Origin of the sequence: Ensifer sp. Root558 (genome assembly GCF_001427045.1) — a bacterium.
Taxonomy (GTDB): domain Bacteria; phylum Pseudomonadota; class Alphaproteobacteria; order Rhizobiales; family Rhizobiaceae; genus Ensifer; species Ensifer adhaerens.
In genome coordinates, this window is the sequence record NZ_LMGC01000001.1 from 205,161 (window position 1) to 220,727 (window position 15,567).

The 15,567-nt window shown below is 63.8% G+C and carries 17 protein-coding genes; 11 read left to right on the top strand and 6 right to left on the bottom strand.

Annotated elements, in window-relative coordinates; all coding sequences use genetic code 11:
* The 4 genes from panB (at position 1) to ASD63_RS00995 (ending at position 2,488) form a co-directional block, all read left to right on the top strand.
* The gene (gene panB / locus ASD63_RS00980) at positions 1 to 822 is read left to right on the top strand and encodes a 3-methyl-2-oxobutanoate hydroxymethyltransferase (protein ID WP_034792516.1); all 822 of its coding nucleotides are present in this window, start codon (positions 1 to 3) and stop codon (positions 820 to 822) included.
* A gap of 210 nt (positions 823 to 1,032) precedes the next feature.
* On the top strand, positions 1,033 to 1,749 hold the full coding sequence (locus ASD63_RS00985; RefSeq protein ID WP_034792518.1) for an AzlC family ABC transporter permease: 717 nt from the start codon (positions 1,033 to 1,035) through the stop codon (positions 1,747 to 1,749).
* A gap of 2 nt (positions 1,750 to 1,751) precedes the next feature.
* Entirely contained in the window at positions 1,752 to 2,066 is a 315-nt protein-coding gene (locus ASD63_RS00990; protein WP_034792520.1) for an AzlD family protein, read from the top strand.
* 182 nt (positions 2,067 to 2,248) lie between these two features.
* Positions 2,249 to 2,488 (top strand): hypothetical protein, encoded by a 240-nt coding sequence (locus ASD63_RS00995; RefSeq protein WP_034792522.1) that lies wholly within the window; start codon positions 2,249 to 2,251, stop codon positions 2,486 to 2,488.
* A gap of 121 nt (positions 2,489 to 2,609) precedes the next feature.
* On the opposite strand, the gene ASD63_RS01000 is transcribed toward ASD63_RS00995, so the two are convergent.
* The gene (locus tag ASD63_RS01000) at positions 2,610 to 4,445 is read right to left on the bottom strand and encodes an aminopeptidase P family protein (protein WP_034792524.1); all 1,836 of its coding nucleotides are present in this window, start codon (positions 4,443 to 4,445) and stop codon (positions 2,610 to 2,612) included.
* Between the two features lie 551 nt (positions 4,446 to 4,996).
* On the opposite strand from ASD63_RS01000, the gene ASD63_RS01005 reads away from it, so the two are divergent.
* Positions 4,997 to 5,452: a hypothetical protein gene (locus ASD63_RS01005; protein ID WP_051659252.1), complete on the top strand. Its 456-nt coding sequence runs from the start codon at positions 4,997 to 4,999 to the stop codon at positions 5,450 to 5,452.
* Positions 5,453 to 5,462: 10 nt separating this feature from the next.
* On the opposite strand, the gene ASD63_RS01010 is transcribed toward ASD63_RS01005, so the two are convergent.
* The 3 genes from ASD63_RS01010 to ASD63_RS35545 all read right to left on the bottom strand — a co-directional run bounded on the left by ASD63_RS01010 (position 5,463) and on the right by ASD63_RS35545 (position 7,596).
* Entirely contained in the window at positions 5,463 to 6,338 is an 876-nt protein-coding gene (locus tag ASD63_RS01010) for a 50S ribosomal protein L11 methyltransferase (RefSeq protein WP_034792526.1), read from the bottom strand.
* Between the two features lie 161 nt (positions 6,339 to 6,499).
* Complete coding sequence (locus tag ASD63_RS01015) at positions 6,500 to 7,099, bottom strand: SCO family protein (protein ID WP_034792528.1); 600 nt, start codon at positions 7,097 to 7,099, stop codon at positions 6,500 to 6,502.
* A 338-nt stretch (positions 7,100 to 7,437) separates the two neighbouring features.
* A complete protein-coding gene (locus ASD63_RS35545) occupies positions 7,438 to 7,596 on the bottom strand; it encodes a hypothetical protein (RefSeq protein WP_034792531.1) in 159 nt (52 codons plus the stop codon).
* 370 nt (positions 7,597 to 7,966) lie between these two features.
* On the opposite strand from ASD63_RS35545, the gene ASD63_RS01020 reads away from it, so the two are divergent.
* The 3 genes from ASD63_RS01020 (at position 7,967) to ASD63_RS01030 (ending at position 11,102) form a co-directional block, all read left to right on the top strand.
* Positions 7,967 to 10,066, top strand: a complete 2,100-nt coding sequence (locus ASD63_RS01020) for a methyl-accepting chemotaxis protein (protein ID WP_034792534.1) — start codon at positions 7,967 to 7,969, stop codon at positions 10,064 to 10,066.
* 2 nt (positions 10,067 to 10,068) lie between these two features.
* The gene (locus ASD63_RS01025) at positions 10,069 to 10,533 is read left to right on the top strand and encodes a chemotaxis protein CheW (protein WP_034792537.1); all 465 of its coding nucleotides are present in this window, start codon (positions 10,069 to 10,071) and stop codon (positions 10,531 to 10,533) included.
* Positions 10,534 to 10,793: 260 nt separating this feature from the next.
* A complete protein-coding gene (locus ASD63_RS01030) occupies positions 10,794 to 11,102 on the top strand; it encodes a hypothetical protein (RefSeq protein ID WP_034792540.1) in 309 nt (102 codons plus the stop codon).
* Positions 11,103 to 11,346: 244 nt separating this feature from the next.
* Here the strand turns inward: ASD63_RS01030 and ASD63_RS01035 are convergent, their stop codons facing one another.
* Entirely contained in the window at positions 11,347 to 11,841 is a 495-nt protein-coding gene (locus ASD63_RS01035; protein WP_034792543.1) for a CreA family protein, read from the bottom strand.
* Between the two features lie 153 nt (positions 11,842 to 11,994).
* Entirely contained in the window at positions 11,995 to 13,239 is a 1,245-nt protein-coding gene (locus ASD63_RS01040) for a GGDEF domain-containing protein (protein WP_060528757.1), read from the bottom strand.
* Positions 13,240 to 13,572: 333 nt separating this feature from the next.
* Between ASD63_RS01040 and ASD63_RS01045 the strand changes: the two genes are divergently transcribed.
* From ASD63_RS01045 to ASD63_RS01055, 3 genes are all read left to right on the top strand, one after another.
* A complete protein-coding gene (locus ASD63_RS01045; protein WP_034792548.1) occupies positions 13,573 to 14,244 on the top strand; it encodes a phosphoribosyltransferase in 672 nt (223 codons plus the stop codon).
* A 170-nt stretch (positions 14,245 to 14,414) separates the two neighbouring features.
* Complete coding sequence (locus ASD63_RS01050) at positions 14,415 to 15,050, top strand: isochorismatase family cysteine hydrolase (RefSeq protein WP_034792554.1); 636 nt, start codon at positions 14,415 to 14,417, stop codon at positions 15,048 to 15,050.
* 42 nt (positions 15,051 to 15,092) lie between these two features.
* On the top strand, positions 15,093 to 15,554 hold the full coding sequence (locus ASD63_RS01055) for a GNAT family N-acetyltransferase (RefSeq protein ID WP_034792558.1): 462 nt from the start codon (positions 15,093 to 15,095) through the stop codon (positions 15,552 to 15,554).
* The last annotated feature ends 13 nt before the right edge of the window (positions 15,555 to 15,567 follow it).

Genomic DNA, 15,567 nt, shown 5'->3' on the forward strand with positions numbered 1-15,567 from the left:
ATGAGCGTGCAGACCGCCAAGCGCCGGCTCAGCCCCGCCAACATCGAAGCGCTGAAGGGCGAGCGCCCGATCGTCAGCCTCACGGCCTATACGACGCCGATTGCGCGGCTGCTCGATCCGCATGTGGACTTTCTGCTGGTCGGCGATTCCGTCGGCATGGTGCTCTATGGCCTCGACACGACCGTCGGCGTGACGCTGGAAATGATGATCGCCCATGGCCAAGCGGTCATGCGCGGCTCGCAGCAGGCCTGCGTCGTCATCGACATGCCCTTCGGCTCCTACCAGGAATCGAAGGAGCAGGCGTTCCGCAGTGCGGCGCGTATCCTCAAGGAAACCGGCTGCAGCGCAGTGAAACTCGAGGGCGGGGCGGAGATGGCCGAGACGGTCGAGTTTCTCGTCAGCCGCGGCATTCCGGTGCTCGGCCATGTCGGCTTGATGCCGCAGCTCGTCAACACGACCGGCGGTTATCGCTCGGTCGGCCGCAACGACAAGGAAGTGGCAAAGATCCGCCGCGACGCCAAGGCGATCGACGATGCCGGAGCGTTTGGCATCGTCATCGAGGGCACGGTCGAGCCGGTGGCCCGCGACATTACCGCGGAGCTGCGCTCGCCGACGATCGGCATCGGCGCGTCGCCTGCCTGCGACGGCCAGATCCTCGTCTCCGACGACATGCTCGGCCTCTTCAACGACTTCAAGCCACGCTTCGTCAAGCATTTTGCCGAGTTGGCGCCGGCGATCTCGAAGGCTGCCGAGGAGTATGCGAACGAGGTGAAGGCGCGCACGTTCCCCGGCATCGAGCATACGTTCCAGGTCAAGAAGTAAGGGGCGGCTGGCCCGCGCCGGCGCTTATTCCAAGCGATAAAGCGCATCGTTTTCCTGATCGGTGCGCCTTTTGTTCAAGCCTCGTTCGCCGAGGCATCATAAAATTCAATCATTGTATCAGCGCATTTGAATTGTTGCCGGGGGCGCAAGCGCCTATCAGTCCGGCACCGGCCGCATGGCGCGTCATCGCCTCGGCCGGCGGAGGTTTCCATGAAAAAAGATGAATTCTGGGAAGGGGTCCGCGGCGGCTTTCCCATCATGCTGGCAGCATCGCCCTTCGGTGCGCTGTTCGGGGCGCTTGCGGTCGACAATGGCTTCACCATTGCCGATGCGGTGTTCATGAGCGCGACCGTCTATGCCGGCGCTAGCCAGATGGTCGGCATCGAGCTCTTCGGCAATCACGTCCAGCCCTGGCTGGTGGTGCTCTCCGTCTTTGCGGTCAACTTCCGCCACGTGCTCTATTCGGCCTCGATCGCCAAATATGTCCGGCACTTCACCTTCGGGCAGAAGTTCCTCGCATTCTTCCTGCTGGTCGATCCGCAATATGCCGAGACCGAAAAGCGCGGCGAGCGCGGCTTGCCGATCACCTTTGCCTGGTATCTCGGCTTCGGTCTCGTGATCTACATCCCGTGGATCATCAACACGCTGGTCGGCGCGATCTTCGGGCAGATGATCGGTGACCCCAAGGCGATCGGCCTTGATGTCCTGCTGCCGGTCTATTTCATGGGTCTCGTCATGGGCTTCCGCAAGCGTGACCGGTTCCTGCCGATCGTCATCGTCTCGGGGCTTGCATCCGTCGCCGGCATGCATTTCGTCGGCTCGCCATGGCATGTCAGCATCGGAGCACTAGCCGGCATCATTCTTGCCGCCTGTCTGCCGCCAAGCGAGCGGGCAGTGGCACCGACGGGTGTCGAGAAGGAGGCGTGAACATGGATCCGCAACACCTGAACCTCATCTACCTGATCATCGCGGCGGCCGTTGCGACCTTCCTGACGCGTGTCGGCGGCTATATCCTGATCACCCAGATGAAAGAGATCCCGCCGCGGCTGGAGGCGGCGCTCAACGCCGTTCCCGCAGCCGTTCTGACGACGCTGGTGGCGCCGGCCTTCGTCTATGGCGGGCTCGACGTGACGATCGCCATGTTCGTCGCCTTTGCCATCGCGCTCGGGCTGAATCTCTCAACACTGCGTATGCTCGTCATCGGCTGGGTGGTGGTCATGGTGATCCGGCATCTGGTGATGTAGGACGCCCGTCCGCGGCGGTGTGCGAAGCCGTGGACGGATGTGTTGCGCCCGTTTCGATTGGCGGCGCGCGCATCCTGGACTATCATCTCTGCCGTTGCCGGAGAGGCAGGACATATCCCCCCTCGTTAGGTGGCGTACGACGTCACCGCAGCATGAAGCCTCCCGGCAGTGGAGGAGCGACCATGTTGACCAGGATCTCTATTGCCCTTTTGCTGGCGCTAGCGCCGGCAACGGCCTTTGCCAATCAATGCCCGACCATGATGAAGGCGATCGATGCAGCCATGCAGACCGCTTCCTTGTCCGATGCCGACATGGCCAAGGTCAAGGAGTTGCGCACCAAGGGTGAGGCACAGCACCAGGCTGGCGATCACGCCGCCTCGGAGGCAACGCTTGGCGAAGCGAAGAAGCTTCTGGGCATCTGAACGAGAGACCAGGACGTCCGGAGACCAAGGTCTGGCGGGTGAGGGCGCAGCACGCTATCGGCTGCGCGACGGCTCGTTTTATGGGCTCCCGCGACAGCAGGAGCCCAGCAGAGAGCATGACTCAGCGCGACAGCGCTTCCGTTGCGGCCTTCAGCCAGGCGCGCGTCTCGTCGCTGGCCAGCAGCGGCATCAACTTTTCGCGCGTCTCGGCGTGATAGGCGTTGAGCCAGGCGAGTTCCTCGTCGGTCAGAAGCGCCGGCAGCACCAGGCGGCGATCGATCGGGCAGTAGGTGATCGTGTCGAAGCCGAGCATCGGCAGGTCGCCGCCATCAACCATCGTTGCCGGCTGCACCACGATGAGGTTCTCGATGCGGATGCCGAAGGCGCCGGGGCGGTAGTAGCCGGGCTCGTTGGAAAGGATCATGCCGGCCAGCAGTTCCTGCGTCGAAAGACGGGCGATGCGCTGCGGGCCTTCATGCACCGAGAGATAGGAGCCGACGCCGTGGCCGGTGCCGTGGGCATAGTCGGCGCCCGCCTTCCAGAGCGCGATGCGCGCCAAGGGGTCGAGATCCACGCCACGCGAGCCCTTGGGGAAGCGCGCCGTGCTGATGGCGATCATGCCCTTCAGCACCAGGGTGAAGAAGCGTTTCTGCTCTTCAGGCACGGCGCCGACGGCCACCGTGCGGGTGATGTCGGTGGTGCCGTTGATATACTGCGCGCCGGAATCGATCAGGAACATGGTGCCCGCTTCGATTGCCTGGTCGGTGGCCGTGGTGACGCGGTAGTGCATGATCGCCGCGTGCGCGCCGGCGCCGGAGATGGTGTCGAAGGAGATGTCCTTTAGCGGGTTCTGCATGCGCTCGCCGACGGTGGCGCGGGCAGCTTCCAGCTGGTTGGTGGCACCGATCTCGGTGACTGTGCCGGGCTGTTGGCTGTCGAGCCAGGCGAGGAACTCGACCATGGCCGCACCATCCTGCAGATGGGCGCGGCTCGAGCCTTCCATCTCGGCCGTGTTCTTCTGGGCGCGGGGCAGGCGGGCGGGATCGACCGCTTCGACGACCTTGCCGCCCTTGGCGCGGATCAGTTCGGAAATGGCGAAGGAGGCGAGATCGGGATCGATCATGACGGAGGCGCCGGCGGTGCCGAGAGCCCGCAGACGGTCGTCGAAGGTCGACGGTGCGACGATGTCGGCGATCTGGGTGAGGTAGGCCTCCTGCTCGATGCCGGTCTTGCGCTTGTCGAGGAAAAGTTCGGCGCGGCCGTCGGCGTGGATGATGGCGCGGGCCAGCGGATGCGGCGTGTGCGGCACGTCGGACCCGCGGATGTTGAATGTCCAGGCGACGGAGGAGGGGTCGGTCAGCACGACGGCTTCGGCGCCCGTCTTGGAAAGGCCGGCTGCGATCGTCGCGATCTTGTCCTTGGCAAGCGTGCCCGCATGTTCGATCGGCTGGATCGTCACCTTCCCGAGCGGGGCAGCCGGACGGTTCGTCCAGATCCTGTCGAGCGGGTTGTGATCGAGGAAGACGAGCGAACCGCCGAGGGAAGCGAGCGCCTTTTCCAGCCGGCGCACTTCGGCGCCGGTGTGGACCCAGGGATCGATGCCGAGCTTGAAGCCCTTGGCTCCATGGTTTTCCAACCAGAGATGCGGCGGCTCGCCGATGAGGTCGCCACCAGTAAAGACCGCGCCGTCGACCTGCTCCTTCAACTGCGTGACGTAGCGGCCATCGACGAAGACGACCGCTTCACGCCGCGTGATGAGGGCGACGCCGGCCGAGCCGGTAAAGCCGGTGAGCCAGGACAGGCGCTCGGAGGAGGCCGGCACATACTCGCCCTGGAACTCGTCCGCGCGCGGCACGAGAAAGCCGTCGATGCCGAGGGCTGCGAAGGACGCGCGCAGGGCTTCGGTGCGCTCCTTGCCGAACTGCGGCGTGGAGGTGACTTCAAATGACTGAAACATGAGGGAATTCCGGTAGATTGAGCGGCAAACCGCGGGAAAAGATGGGCTATGTTAGCGGAAATCGCCCTTGCCGGGAAAGAGGCGATATCCTGCATGGTGGCCTGATTCCCGGTCCGCGCAACGCTGCGGTTGCACCCTGATAGGAGGGCAATTGCTCATTTACCATACATATGCGCTCAGCGCATGGCACCCATGCTCAAAAAACTCTTTCTCTATCGGAATAATAGTTTATAAGCCGCCTCAACGAACACGGACAAACATCCGGTGGTTCAAAAAGCTGCGGTTCCGAGAATAGTTGGTCACTCTGTTCTCCTCCTCCCTCAAGGGTGGTCAGCTTCGGAACGGTAGACGCCCGCTCGAGCACTCCTCCTCCTCAGGCTCGCGGGCATGGTTGGCCACAAGCCAACCAGCAGGCGATGCCTCTGGCATCGCCTTAGTTTCGAAAGGCCGCCCGTCATGATGGACGAGGCGGCCTTTTCGTTTTTCGGTTTGGTTGGTCACGGCAAGAAGTATCATTCCAGCCGAATCGATACGGTCGTGAGGTAGTTCGCTTGCCAAGCTTGAGCTTCATACAACTCAACGAAAACTGGAACGCTGATCCGAATGTTCCGGCGGTGGAAGTCCGCGCGGCAGGAAGCCTAATCCAGCTTTGCTTTCGGCTGGCTCTTTGGGGGCATCCGGCGCGCGAGGATGAGATCGGTTATCTCACGTTCGGCGGATGCCAAGCCTGGCGACTCGGAGCGACCAATGACGAGGGTTGGTTTCGCGGCCAATGCCGTTACAGCAGGCTCGCTCCCAAGTGGGGTGAGTTTTACGAGTTGGTGGGCGACGATCCGCTGCGCGACCAGGTATCGAGCTGGCGCCCGGCACCCATGCCGGAGACGGCGAACAGGCATTTCCTGTTCTATCTTCGCGACGACACCTTCGAATGCCTGGCGCGGGATTGGTTGTTTGCGCGTGGAACGCCGACGACATTAATTGAGGATGTCATGGTCACGCAAGATTAGCGGCCGGGCCTCACTTCTCCAGATGGATCGTTACCCAGCCGTTGCGCCAGATGGTGCGCACGTGGCGCAGGTGCTGGCCGTTGTAATGGGCGAGCACTTTCCAGCGCTGTTCGGCAAGGATGCCCGAGAGGATCACCGAGCCGCCGGGGGCGAGGTTGGCGACGAGCTGCGGCGCCATCTTCATCAAGGGGCGGGCGAGGATGTTGGCGATGATTAGATCGAAGGGGCCGTTGGTGCTGAAGGCCGTCGAATGAAAGCCAGGGGCGGTCGCAAAGGTCATGCCGGTAACGACGCCGTTGACCCGGGCGTTTTCTTCGGCGACGCGGGTGGCGATCGGGTCGATGTCGGTGGCAAGGACCGGCACGTGCATCAGTTTCCAGGCGGCGATCGCCAGCACGCCGCTGCCGGTGCCGAGATCGAGCACGTTGCGCACGGTGCGGGTGCGCGCGACGGTCGCCAGCACTTCGAGGCAGCCGGCGGTGGTGCCGTGATGGCCGGTGCCGAAGGCCTGGCCGGCGTCGATCTCGATGGCGATTTCGCCGGTCTTGACCTTGTCGCGGTCATGCGAGCCGTGCACGACGAAGCGACCGGCGCGCACCGGCGCCAGGCCCTCGAGTGACTTGGCGATCCAGTCGATATCCGGCAGCACTTCGCGCTCGATCGGGAGATGAGCGAAGTTTTCAGAGAGCGCTTCGGTGAGACGTTCGCCCACGCTCTCCTCGTCGACCATCATCATGTAGATCGAGGCTTCCCAGATGTCGCGCTTCTCGTCGACTTCCGTCGTGCCGATGGCATAGTCCTCTTCGCCGAAGACCTCGCTCATGCGGTCGAGCACGGCTTCCGCCTGCTTCTCGGTGGTGGTGACGAAAAGTCTGATCTCGCTCAAGGGTCCGTCCTTCGGCTGGCAAATCCGCCGCCCGCACCAAGCCCTGAAAGGGGTGCGCTCAAGCGTCGGCAATCGTGTGCTGTGCGCTATCACGATTGCCCTACAAAGGCAAAGCGCCGGACGGGGCCGGCGCTTGCATCTTCAGGTCAGGATCGAAGGGCTCAGCCCTTGGTCAGGTTTTCCAGCTTCTTTACCGCCGTCTCCGGGTTTTCCTCATAGGCGATGGTGCCAGAGAACTTGCCGTTGGCGTCGAGCAGGAACACCGATGCGGTGTGGTCCATGGTATAGTCGCCGTCGGGCTTTGCGGCGTCGACCGGAACCTTCTTGGCGTAAACGCGGAAGCCCTTGACCATCTCCATGACCTTGTCGGCCGGACCGGAAATGCCGGTGATGCGCTTGGAGACGTTGGAGACGTACTGGCCGAGGATTTCCGGGGTGTCGCGCTCGGGATCGACGGTGATGAAATAGGCCTGCAGTTTGTTGCCTTCGGGGTCGACCTGTTCCAGCCAGCCGTTCAGTTCGAACAGCGTCGTCGGGCAGACCTCGGGGCAATGGGTGAAGCCGAAGAAGAGCGCGGTCGGCTTGCCGGTGAAGGCCTTCTCGGTGATTTCCTTGCCGTCCTGGGCAACCAGCGTGAAGGGAACGCCGAAGGGGCCGGAGGCGGCCTGCTGTTTCGACTGGGTCATTTCATAGGTCAGCCAGCCCAGGATACCCGCCATGACGACGACGGCGGCCCAAAGGACGATGCGGATGGTTTTCATGCGTGCTACCGATTTGTTGGGGCCGAGGACGGCCGTGTCCGGTTGATTGGCCCTTGATACCGCCTTCACGCACCCCGCGCAAATGGGACAATTGCCGCAGGTTGTGGCAGCGGGGCGAGCATTTTGTCGGGTGGCTGCCACTCATCCCGCTGCCGCGACCTTCCGTCGTGACGGGGAGAAGGGACCGCACGGCCACCTCCCGCTCCGACAATGAGCCTCAGTGCGCCAACACCCACCGCAGAAGAACCGCACGGCGACGTTTCGCTCGCTCTCGTCCCTTCTTCCCGCAAGCGGGGAGAAGGTTAGGGTAAGGGGCAAAACTTAGAAGCGTGGCCGCGCTAAAAACACCAGGAAAGGCCGGACTGGGCGAGTGCCAGGAACATCTCGGCGCCGTTTTCCATCCAGCCGCGGAAGGCAAGCAGCAGCACGACGGCGATCGCGGCCGCAAGGGTTGCGACGAGAGGAAGGCGGATCGAGCGCTCAGTCTTCGTGTTCATGGCATCATCATAACAGTTCGGGCGGCAAGGGGAAGCGGGCGCGCTGCCGGCGGACCGTGGGTCTGTCTGGGCCTGTCACGAGATCGGTGTCAAAACCGGCACCCGGCGTGCTGATGGATTGTGCCCTCAAATGCCGGGAAAACCGGCGCTTGCAGTAAATATGCGCGATCTCGAAAATAAGGCGTTTTCCCTGGGGATCGGCGGGGCGCCTTAGCGAATGTTTAAGGTCTGTTTGACAGTGTTTTTCCAGCGCGGGGGAGCGTTGTGCTCCGACATGACATGAGGTCATCCGGTTTGATCGAGCCCGGTTTTCCGCATCGATCCTAACGGAGGATCCGGCCCGCGCCGGGTCCGTGAGCATGGAATGTCTATGACCGCCGCATCTTCCCCATTGAAGCGCAATCTTTCCGTAAGCCAGCGGCTGGCAACGCTTGCCGGTGCCGCTTTCGTCGGTTTTGGCTCCGTGCTCGGAGTCGCCTGGTACGAGGGCCGGCAGGCGAACGATGCCCTGCAGGGCGCGCTCGCCGCGCAGAACGGGCTGACCACGGTCGACGAGGTCCGGCTTGCGACCACCAATCTCGTGCTCAATGCGATGGACAGCATCATCGACCGCGAGGAGGGCGCGATCCAGCCGGCGCGCGCCGCCAGCATCGCCGAGATCCTGAAACTGCTTGAGACGAAATCGACCGATATCAAGGCGCTTGCCGGCCTCATTGGCGGCAGCGATGCGCTTTCGACCTTTGACGCCGATGTGGCGGAACTGCGCCGGGCGATCGGAACGGACCTGAAGGCACTGATCGAAGGCAAGGCTTCGGCTGACGACTTCGGCAAGATCGACGACGCGATCGACGGTGCCGGCGAACGGGTCGCCACGGCGCTCGCCAGCCTCTCCGAAGCGGCAGCGACGCTGGTTCAGACGCGCGTTGCCGAGGCGCGCGCCACCTCCGACGAGGCGTTCCAGCTTCAGCTCGCCTCCGGCCTCATCGCCATGGCGACGCTGCTTTATCTGCTCTGGTTCCATGGCAGCACGCTCAGGCGCGGCATTCTCTCCCTGCGCGATGGCATGCAGCGGATCCAGAAGGGCGAACTTTCGACCAAGCTGGAAGCGCTCGACCGCGGCGACGAAATCGGCGCCATGGCGCGCTCCGTCGACCTCTTCCGCCTGTCGGCGATCGAAAAGCAGTCTCTCGAACAGAGTGCTGCCCACAGCCGCCGCGAGATCGAGAAGGAACGCGAACAGCAGCAGCAGGAGCGCGAGGAGGCGGTGCGCCGTATCCAGGCGGCGATCGACAATCTCGGCCGCGCGCTGACCCAGCTTGCCGAGGGTGACCTTGCCGTTGCCATCGACCGACCGTTCGACGGCAATCTCGACCAGCTCCGGCAGAACTTCAACCAGACGGTCGAGCGGCTGCGCGTGGTGCTTTCGAGCGTTAAGGACAATGCGCTTTCGATCGAATCCAACGGGCGGCAGATGCGCACGGCGGCCGACGACCTGGCGCGCCGCACCGAGCGGCAGGCCGCTTCGCTGGAGCAGACCTCGGCAGCCCTCGACGAAATCACCGTGACGGTCCGCACCGCGACCCAGCGCGCCGAAGAGGCGAGCCAGATGGTCGACCAGACCCGCACCAATGCCGAGGAGTCCGGCCGCATCGTCGGCCAGGCGATCGCCGCCATGGCCCGCATCGAGGGTGCCTCGAACGAAATCGGCAAGATCATCAACGTCATCGACGAGATTGCCTTCCAGACCAACCTTCTGGCGCTCAATGCCGGCGTCGAGGCGGCGCGCGCGGGCGAAGCCGGCAAGGGCTTTGCGGTCGTGGCGCAGGAAGTGCGCGAGCTGGCGCAGCGCGCCGCCGGTGCCGCCAAGGACATCAAGGCGCTCGTCAGCCGCTCCGGCAGCGAGGTCGGCACCGGCGTCAAGCTGGTGCAGGCGACCGGCGAGGCGCTCGGGCGGATCGGCACTGATGTCGCGCGCATCAACGAACTGATGACCGCGATCGTGATGGCGGCGCGCGAACAGTCGACGGGTCTCAACGAGATCAGCACGGCCGTCGGCCAACTCGACCAGATGACGCAGCAGAACGCCGCCATGGTCGAGCAGACCAATGCCTCCAGCCACACGCTGGCGCAGGACGCCGAACGCCTGACGGACCTCGTCGGCCAATTCCGCGAAGGGCACACGATGCAGCGCGCCATGCCGACGGCGGCGCCGGCGCCTGTGACGCCCGCGGCGAGGACCGCTGCGCCGGTGCAGACGAAAACACCTTCGGTTTCAGCCGTTCAGCGGCCGGCAGCCAAGGGCACCAGCGAAGCGGTGCCGCTGCGCAAGATCGGCGCTGCCAAAATGGCCTCGTTTCCAACTCCATCTCCCGCCAAGGCCCTGATGGGCAAGCTTGCGGGCGCATTCGGCAACAAACCGGGCTCGGTGCCGTCGACGACGGCCTCCGGTGAAAACTGGGAAGAATTCTGAACATGAGCAACGCAATCAAGCAGTCCGGCGCCTATCTCGAAATCGTGTCGTTCCACCTCGGCGACCAGGAATTCTGCATCGATATCATGGCGATCCGCGAAATCCGCGGCTGGGCGCCGGTAACGCCGATGCCGCATACGCCGCCCTACGTGCTCGGCCTCATCAACCTGCGCGGCGCGGTGATCCCGGTCATCGACATGGCGGCCCGCCTCGGCATGAAGATGACCGAGCCGTCCGAGCGCTCGGCGATCATCGTCACCGACATCGCCGGCAAGCTCGTTGGCCTCCTGGTCGAGCAGGTCTCGGACATGATGACGATCAAGAGCGAGGCGCTGCAGCCGGCGCCGGAGATCATCCCGGAAGCGCAGCGCGCCTTCTGCCGCGGCATCGTCGCTTTGGAAAAGACCATGGTCTGCTTCCTCAACCTCGATACCGTCATTGCGGACGAGTTGGCCCAGGCCGCCTGACGCAAGCTTGTTCCTTATCTGAGAAAGCCCCGGTGCATCGGCGCCGGGGCTTTCTTGCGTTTCGGCGTGTTTTCAGACCGTTTCCGCACGTACTGGAACGATACGGTCAAGTTAAACTTCGGCAATGAACTTCACGCTTGGGCGATGCCATTGTGACAAAACGTCAAGTGGCTGGGCGGGTTACTTGTACTACTTTACCGGTGTTGCCGGGTGCCCGAACGGAGGCCGGGTGCCTGGTCCCGTCAACAGGAGTTGAACCTATGACAATCTCTCTCAGGAAACTCGCCGCCGTGCTCTCCGTTACGATGGTCATCGCCGGACCGGCCTTGGCCGACAGCTATTACCAGGGCATCGACGTCAACAATCCTCCCGGAACGCAGAACACACACAAGATGATGACGCCAATGAAGCGGCCGAGCGCTTCGGTTGACACGATGTCGACGGGCAGCATCAACAGAATGTCGGCGCCGGCGCCGACGCCGGTCTACCGTGATCGCAACCCCTATGGCGGATACCAGGGCGGTGATGGCGACTACTACCAGGGCATCGTTCCGCCGACGGCCTACTAGATCATCCCGCGGTGAAGTGGAAACGTTGAAAGCGGAAATTCGATTTGGCATGAATGCGCCAGGGAGTTCACGTAGGTTCGTGTGAACGCACGGAACGTCAGGTGCTTACAAAAGCGGAACGGGTTGCTCCCAGACTTCTCCCTGTTTCGCACCGAAGAGGTTTCGGAAGCGCCCGCAAAGCGGCGGGCGCTTTCAACCTTTGACCGATCGCCTTGCACGCCGATACCGGCGGCAGGGACCGCTCCTACTGCGGCTTGCCGTTCTGCCAATTGACCGTCTGGCCGTAGAGCGGAATGGTGGTGATCGACATCTTGGCAGAGCCATCCGTCAATTCGCGCGAATGCGCCAGATAGATCAGCGTATCGTTCCTTCGGTCGTAGATCCGTGTGACGAGCAGGTTCTTCCAGACGAGCGACAAGCCGGCGCGAAACACTTCCTCGCCTTCCTTGGAAAGATCGATGTCGCCGATTTCGATCGGGCCGGTCTGCCGGCAGGCGATCGAATTGTTCGACGGATCCTCGAACCAGTTGCCGTTCTTCAGCCGGTCGATGACGCTGCGGTCGAAATAGGTCACGTGGCAGGTCACACCCTTGATCTTCGGGTCGCTCACGGCATCGATCATGATGTCGTTGCCGAGCCAGTCGACCCCGACTTCGCCGACTGTTTCGGCGCGAGCGGGCAGGGCTGTGGCGGCTATGGCAAGGCCGGCAAAAAAGAGCGCACGAAGCGAACGCGACATGGATGTCCTCCTGCAGCGCCTGACGTCTCACGCAAGGTCGCCGTAGCATTTTGAATTGACGCATGTTTTTGCCGAGGCAATCCCCGGGAAGGCATGCGCTCGGGCAGCCAGGTTCACATAGGTTCGGGAATTGGCTTTACAAGGCGTGCCGGCTCAACCGGTGCCGCGAAGAAGCTGCGGCTCGAGGTTTCGGTGGTCGGCAGCGCGCATTTGCGCGGCGGCGGCGGCAAGAGCCCGTGCGCTGGCCTCGGGCTGGAAGCGGCCGGCGATGGTGCAGCGGTCGCGGCCGTCGGCTTTGGCGTCGTAGAGCGCCATGTCGGCGCGGATCATGATGTCGCTGATAGTATCGCCGGGCTCGGCCTCGGCAAGGCCAATGCTCACTGTCAGCCGGATCGGGCGGTCGAAGCGGCCGATCGGCGTATCGCGCACCGTGCGGCCGATCTCCTCGGCCACCGCAAAGGCGGCATCTTCCGAGTGATTGGGCAGGACGATGCCGAACTCTTCGCCGCCGATGCGCCCGAGCGTGCCGCGCCCGCTGAGACAGGCGGCGACCGTGCCGGCGAAGTGGCCGAGCGCCGTGTCGCCGACCGCATGGCCGTAGCGGTCGTTGATCTGCTTGAAATAATCGAGATCGAGCAGCAGGAAGGTGACGGGTCTCTGGCGCGCAAAACCCACTGCCAGCGCCCGCTGTCCGAGGTCGAGCAGCGCGCGGCGCGACAGGGCGCCCGTCAACTCATCGCGGGCAATGGCGCTCTTGAGGTCGGTGATCACCCGGTTCTGGATCATCAGGATCACGCCGAGGAACAGCACAGGCAGGTAGAAATATCTAAGCACGACGCAGGCGAAGTCCCAGCTGGCCGACGCAAGCGGGGTTTCGGCGGTCCCGTGGGCGATCGGCGAGAAAATCGTGACCGCAATCAGGGCGGAACAGCCGATGGCGGCGCAGCCGATGACGCAGAGGCGCTCGATCGGCCCGGGCGCTGCGCGCCGGTGCTGCGAACAGACGGCGATGATCAGCACGAAGGCGGCGGCGATGCCGACGGCCGACAGTGCGTGCAATGTCGCGCTGTGCGGGCCGAAGGCGGCAATCAGCACCACCACGGCCGAAATCGAGGCGGCAGCGACCAGCGGCGTCGACATCGGCCGGAGGACGCCGAGCGCCCGGTGAAAGCCCGAGAGCACGAAAAGACAGGCGCCAATGAGAAAGACGATGCCGATCAGCGACAACGGCCGCAGCGCCGGGATCTCGGACAGCATCAGAAACAGCGTTGCCGCCGCTGCGATGGCGCAGGCGGCTGCAAAATCCGTGCCCCCCTCGACCATGGAGGCCCGCAGGGAAATCAGCACCGGGAGCATCGCCAGAAGAGCGATGATCGATATGGCAGGGAGAAAGCTCATTTCGAAACGGCCTGTCGTGCTAAAATCAACAAAGGCGGCTTGCGTCTCAGCCAGATATGTGACGCCAATTGGTAGCGATGGCGCCTTAACGAAACCCGGCGAAATCCGTTGCAATTTTAGCGATTGGTCGGGATTGGCACGGTTGTTCACAGCGGCGCCCGATCAACCGTGGGGCGGCACGCCGGCAGGCGAAGAGGCGTGCATGAACGGTACCGCCCGCAGCCCCGGGGTGAGGCCCTTCGGGCAGCGCGATCCGAGCCTCGGGCCAGGCATGCGCGCCCCTTGTTTTCAGGGCCCGATACTCACGCAGGAGGACGAACCGGGAGAGGCGACATGTTCACGGCAACGTGGCTCTTCGAGGACAGGGCGGATGCCGGGCGCCAGCTGGCGCGCGCGGTCGAAGACGAGGGGCTTGACGATCCGCTCGTCATGGCGCTGCCGCGCGGAGGCGTTCCGGTCGCCTATGAAATCGCCGTCCATATTGCGGCGCCGCTGGAAATCCTGATCGTGCGCAAGATCGGCGCGCCTGGGCATGAGGAATTCGGTCTGGGCGCTCTGGTCGATGGCGAGGAGCCGGAACTGGTGCTCAACCGTCGGGCGATCCGGCTGGTCCGTCCGCCGAAAGGCTATCTGGAGGCCGAAACGGAGCGCCAGCGCGCCGAGATCCTGCGCCGCCGCACGCTCTATTTCGGCGACCGCGCGCCGGCGTCGTCCCGAGCCCGTGATGTAATCCTCGTCGACGACGGTATCGCCACCGGCGGCACCGTGCGGGCGGCGATCAAGGCGCTGCGGCGAATGGGGGTGGGGCGCCTCGTGCTTGCCGTTCCGGTAGCGCCGAAAAGCGAACTTACCGAACTGCGCAGCCAGGTCGATCGCATCGTCTGCCTCGCCACGCCCTTCGCGTTCCGTGCCGTCGGCCTGTACTACCGCAATTTCGAACAGACGGCGGACGAAGAGGTGCTGGCGCTGATGGAGAAGGCGCGGCTGCGCAACGAGCGCGATTGATCCATGTTCCGGGCAAGCCGGGCTCCGGTTGCCGCGATTTCCGCCAGGCATCCGAATAGTTGCGCGAGGCGGCCGAAACCGTCTTGCAAGCCTCCTTCTCCCGCGCCACATTCCCGGCGCGCGATGTTGCCGGGAGAGGGGCGCCAGAGGAGGAGCCCGGAGGAGATGTCATGGCCGCGAAACTGGAAATCGGAAAGACGCTTGAGGATTTCTGCCGGCCGGAGCGGATGGCGCTCATCGTCTACGACATGCAGGTGGGGATTACCAATCAGGTCAAGAACGGCCCGGCGGTGCTTTCCAAGGTGCTGAAGGTGCTGGACGCTGCGCGGGCCGGCGGGTTTCCGGTGATCTTTCTCCGGCATCTGTCGATGCCGAGGCCGCTGATGGGCGCCTTCCAGCTACGCCAGGCGATGGCCTGGCAGCGGACAGACGATCCGGATGCGGTGCACCCCTGGTTTCTGCGCGGCACGCCGGGCTCCGAGCTGGTGCCCGAACTTGCGCCCCGTGACGACGAGGCGATCCTCGACAAGATCACGTTTTCCGCCTTCGAGGGCACGCCGCTCGCCATGATCCTGCGCGACCTCGGGCTTACTTCCTTCGCCATCTGCGGTATCGCCACGGAAATCGGCATCGACCCGACCGTGCGCCATGCGACCGATCTCGGCCTGGTGCCCGTCGTCGTGCGTGACGCCTGCGGGGCAGGGCATCACGAGGCCGGTGAGCGCGCGATGGAAAACATCGCCTTCATGGGCGATGCGATCATGACCGACGTTCAGGCAATCACCGCCGCGATGACCAAACGCTAGGGCCGCAGTGCCGCTCCATCCAATCGATCACAGGACCGACAAATGACCGACAAGCTTCACATCCGCCCGATAGCCCGGACCGACTACGAACAATGGCTGCCGCTCTGGGACGGCTACAACGCCTTCTACGGCCGCTCCGGCGAAACCGCGCTGGACCCGGCGATCACCGCCATGACCTGGTCGCGCTTTTTCGACGCCTACGAGCCGGTGCATGCGCTGGTGGCGGAGAGCGAAGGGCGGCTGATCGGGCTTACGCACTACCTCTTCCACCGCAGCACGACGATGATCCAGCCGAACTGCTACCTACAGGACCTCTTCACCAATGCGGAAGCCCGCGGCAAGGGCGTCGGACGAGCGTTGATTGAGGGCGTCTATGAGGCGGCACGTGCCGTCGGCGCGCCACGCGTCTACTGGATGACGCACGAGACCAATGAGACGGCGATGACGCTTTACGACAAGGTGGCGGAGAAGTCGGGGTTTCTCGTTTATCGCAAGGCGGTCTGAGGGCTCTCCTTTC